Source organism: Okeania sp. SIO2B3 (genome assembly GCF_010672525.1).
Classification (GTDB): Bacteria; Cyanobacteriota; Cyanobacteriia; order Cyanobacteriales; family Microcoleaceae; genus Okeania.
The window spans coordinates 1-4647 of sequence record NZ_JAAHGH010000205.1 but is presented as its reverse complement, the minus strand read 5'-3'; the positions used below and the strand labels follow the sequence as shown (position 1 = coordinate 4647).

The following is a 4647-nucleotide window of genomic DNA, read 5'->3' as shown; positions in this document are numbered from 1 at the left end:
AGAGGAAGTGCGATTCGTTCTTGATGAAAATCAGACTGTCAAAACAGAAATCTCAATAAGATTTACACAGAATGACATAACTCAAGGGATAAAACAGATGTTATCTAACTCTTATGTAGATGTAGGTGAAAGTCCTACCCTCTAAGAATGGAGTGACTCCTTATCTGACCACAGCGAGTAAGCTCGGAATCTTACAGACTGAAGCTGGTAACAGGGTGGACAAGGGAAAAGCAGATATCCCCCAACGACCACTAATAGGGAGATGATATGAGTAAAACAAGTTCTAAAAAAGTGTCTCAATATTAATCCATCTATCTGAACAATCAAAGTGGATTCAATGCCAAAGGTGAGAAACCTAATTATTCGTTCTAGAAATTTCCTCGCTTAGAACAATTCTGAATAAGGCATCAGGCAAATTGAACTGCTCTAAGTTATCAACCAATCTCATAAGGGAACGAATAAAAACGGTGTCATGGTCTCAAGTCTATTGTTCAAGGGTTCATATCCGATATCGCCCCTGAACAATAGGATGTCGAACTTGAGTAAGCTGACGAGAGTGTAATCCCATACATCGGGTAGGACGTTCCGTAATTGGAACGAGGCAATCAGAGTAAATAATCTAATGGAGATTATAGTTATGACACAAGGAAAACTTAGTGAACTTTGGAAAAACTTAGACTGGAAACTAGCCAGGAAAAAGCTATTCCGACTACAAAAGAGAATTTACAAAGCTATGCTGAGGAAAGATTACAAACAAGTCCGGAATTTACAGAAGCTTTTGCTACGAAGTCGCGCAGCAAAATTCCTAGCGATTCGCCGAGTGACACAAGAAAATCAGGGTAAGAAAACTGCGGGTGTAGATGGAAAAGCCAGCTTAAATTTTGAAGAAAGGTTCGCCCTCTTCATTATGCTCGAAAAATATGGCCACAACTGGAAACATAACAAACTCCGAGAAATCCCAATACCAAAAAAGGATGGCTCAACGAGAATGCTAAAGGTTCCAACCATAGCAGATAGAGCATGGCAAGCATGGTGCAAATTAGCCATCGAACCAGCACATGAAGCCACATTCCATGCCAGAAGTTACGGCTTCAGACCAGGGAGAAGTGCCCATGATGCACAAAAACAGATATTTTACGGATTAAGGTCAAACGCAAATGGACATAGAAAATATATCTACGAAATGGATATAGCCAAATGTTTTGACAGAATCGACCACAAGCATCTAATGAAACAAATTATAGCACCCCAGACAATCAAACAAGGTTTATGGGGATGCTTAAAATCAGGAACATCTATAGGATTCCCGGAACAAGGAGTCCCACAGGGTGGAGTAATTTCACCTCTATTAGCCAACATATCACTCAACGGAATCGAATCGCTAGACATCGGGAATAAAAACCCCGCCAAGTGCATCAGATACGCTGACGACCTAGTATTCATAATCGACCCCGGCTTCACTTCAGACCCAACGAAGGGATGGCACGAAAGGAAATTAAACCAAATAATTGCCAGAGAGAAGAAAGCAATCGAAGAAGAAGTCACAAGGTTCCTACAGAAAAGGGGACTAGAGATAAAGCCAAGTAAGACCAGATTAGTTAAAGCGACAGATGGATTTGACTTTCTAGGATGGCACTTTTACGTCCAGACTAATAACCACAAGTTTAGAAGTACGCCCTCAGAGGACAACTTCAAAGCTTTTAGGGAGAAGGCTAAAGCCATAATCAACTTCTCAGCATTTGGAGCCAAAGTAAAAGCCAAGAAAATTGCATCAGTAGTAAGAGGATGGAGAAACTATCATAAGTATTGCAAATTAGATGGGGCTAGGTTCTCACTATACTTTATGACCAAAAGGGCATATACAGTATTTAACAAAGAACGAAAATTAAATAGATACACTGCAAAACAACTTATTGATAAAGCCTTCCCCAACCCAGGTTGGAAAGAAAACGACCATATCATGGTCAAAGGCAACAAATCTCCATTTGATGGAGACATCACATATTGGAGCAAAAGAAACTCCAAACTCTACGATGGTGCAACATCAGAAGCTTTAAAAAGGCAAAACCATAAATGTGAATACTGCGGACTAAACTTCACAGATGATGAAAAGGTCGAACTACATCATGTGGATGACAATCACAATAATTGGAAAAGAGAAAACCTAATAGCTGTCCACCGTAGCTGTCATCAATACATTCACATGAAGCAATGATACTCACTCCCCTGAGTGATGTACAGATTGTCGGGAGCCGGATGCACGGAAACGGGCACGTCCGGATCTAACTGGGAGTTGCCCTGGGTAATACCAGGCTTCGACCCAACCGTGCGATTCGTTCTTGATGAAAATCAGACTGTCAAAACAGAAATCTCAATAAGATTTACACAGAATGACATAACTCAAGGGATAAAACAGATGTTATCTAACTCTTATGTAGATGTAGGTGAAAGTCCTACCCTCTAAGAATGGAGTGACTCCTTATCTGACCACAGCGAGTAAGCTCGGAATCTTACAGACTGAAGCTGGTAACAGGGTGGACAAGGGAAAAGCAGATATCCCCCAACGACCACTAATAGGGAGATGATATGAGTAAAACAAGTTCTAAAAAAGTGTCTCAATATTAATCCATCTATCTGAACAATCAAAGTGGATTCAATGCCAAAGGTGAGAAACCTAATTATTCGTTCTAGAAATTTCCTCGCTTAGAACAATTCTGAATAAGGCATCAGGCAAATTGAACTGCTCTAAGTTATCAACCAATCTCATAAGGGAACGAATAAAAACGGTGTCATGGTCTCAAGTCTATTGTTCAAGGGTTCATATCCGATATCGCCCCTGAACAATAGGATGTCGAACTTGAGTAAGCTGACGAGAGTGTAATCCCATACATCGGGTAGGACGTTCCGTAATTGGAACGAGGCAATCAGAGTAAATAATCTAATGGAGATTATAGTTATGACACAAGGAAAACTTAGTGAACTTTGGAAAAACTTAGACTGGAAACTAGCCAGGAAAAAGCTATTCCGACTACAAAAGAGAATTTACAAAGCTATGCTGAGGAAAGATTACAAACAAGTCCGGAATTTACAGAAGCTTTTGCTACGAAGTCGCGCAGCAAAATTCCTAGCGATTCGCCGAGTGACACAAGAAAATCAGGGTAAGAAAACTGCGGGTGTAGATGGAAAAGCCAGCTTAAATTTTGAAGAAAGGTTCGCCCTCTTCATTATGCTCGAAAAATATGGCCACAACTGGAAACATAACAAACTCCGAGAAATCCCAATACCAAAAAAGGATGGCTCAACGAGAATGCTAAAGGTTCCAACCATAGCAGATAGAGCATGGCAAGCATGGTGCAAATTAGCCATCGAACCAGCACATGAAGCCACATTCCATGCCAGAAGTTACGGCTTCAGACCAGGGAGAAGTGCCCATGATGCACAAAAACAGATATTTTACGGATTAAGGTCAAACGCAAATGGACATAGAAAATATATCTACGAAATGGATATAGCCAAATGTTTTGACAGAATCGACCACAAGCATCTAATGAAACAAATTATAGCACCCCAGACAATCAAACAAGGTTTATGGGGATGCTTAAAATCAGGAACATCTATAGGATTCCCGGAACAAGGAGTCCCACAGGGTGGAGTAATTTCACCTCTATTAGCCAACATATCACTCAACGGAATCGAATCGCTAGACATCGGGAATAAAAACCCCGCCAAGTGCATCAGATACGCTGACGACCTAGTATTCATAATCGACCCCGGCTTCACTTCAGACCCAACGAAGGGATGGCACGAAAGGAAATTAAACCAAATAATTGCCAGAGAGAAGAAAGCAATCGAAGAAGAAGTCACAAGGTTCCTACAGAAAAGGGGACTAGAGATAAAGCCAAGTAAGACCAGATTAGTTAAAGCGACAGATGGATTTGACTTTCTAGGATGGCACTTTTACGTCCAGACTAATAACCACAAGTTTAGAAGTACGCCCTCAGAGGACAACTTCAAAGCTTTTAGGGAGAAGGCTAAAGCCATAATCAACTTCTCAGCATTTGGAGCCAAAGTAAAAGCCAAGAAAATTGCATCAGTAGTAAGAGGATGGAGAAACTATCATAAGTATTGCAAATTAGATGGGGCTAGGTTCTCACTATACTTTATGACCAAAAGGGCATATACAGTATTTAACAAAGAACGAAAATTAAATAGATACACTGCAAAACAACTTATTGATAAAGCCTTCCCCAACCCAGGTTGGAAAGAAAACGACCATATCATGGTCAAAGGCAACAAATCTCCATTTGATGGAGACATCACATATTGGAGCAAAAGAAACTCCAAACTCTACGATGGTGCAACATCAGAAGCTTTAAAAAGGCAAAACCATAAATGTGAATACTGCGGACTAAACTTCACAGATGATGAAAAGGTCGAACTACATCATGTGGATGACAATCACAATAATTGGAAAAGAGAAAACCTAATAGCTGTCCACCGTAGCTGTCATCAATACATTCACATGAAGCAATGATACTCACTCCCCTGAGTGATGTACAGATTGTCGGGAGCCGGATGCACGGAAACGGGCACGTCCGGATCTAACTGGGAGTTGCCCTGGGTAATACCAGGCTTCGACCCAACCAG

2 protein-coding genes are annotated in these 4647 nt (G+C 40.9%); both read left to right on the top strand.

Translation table 11 applies throughout. The features are described from left to right. Positions 1-622 precede the first annotated feature (622 nt). On the top strand, positions 623-2215 hold the full coding sequence (locus tag F6K15_RS37465) for a reverse transcriptase domain-containing protein (protein ID WP_363269544.1): 1593 nt from the start codon (positions 623-625) through the stop codon (positions 2213-2215). Between the two features lie 726 nt (positions 2216-2941). Continuing rightward, entirely contained in the window at positions 2942-4534 is a 1593-nt protein-coding gene (locus tag F6K15_RS37460; RefSeq protein ID WP_363269544.1) for a reverse transcriptase domain-containing protein, read from the top strand. The last annotated feature ends 113 nt before the right edge of the window (positions 4535-4647 follow it).

What these genes read in the sequence shown, in the direction of transcription:
- F6K15_RS37460 (WP_363269544.1), top strand. Translation starts at nt 2,942, where the DNA reads ATGGAGATTATAGTTATGACACAAGGAAAACTTAGTGAACTTTGGAAA.
- F6K15_RS37465 (WP_363269544.1), top strand. Translation starts at nt 623, where the DNA reads ATGGAGATTATAGTTATGACACAAGGAAAACTTAGTGAACTTTGGAAA.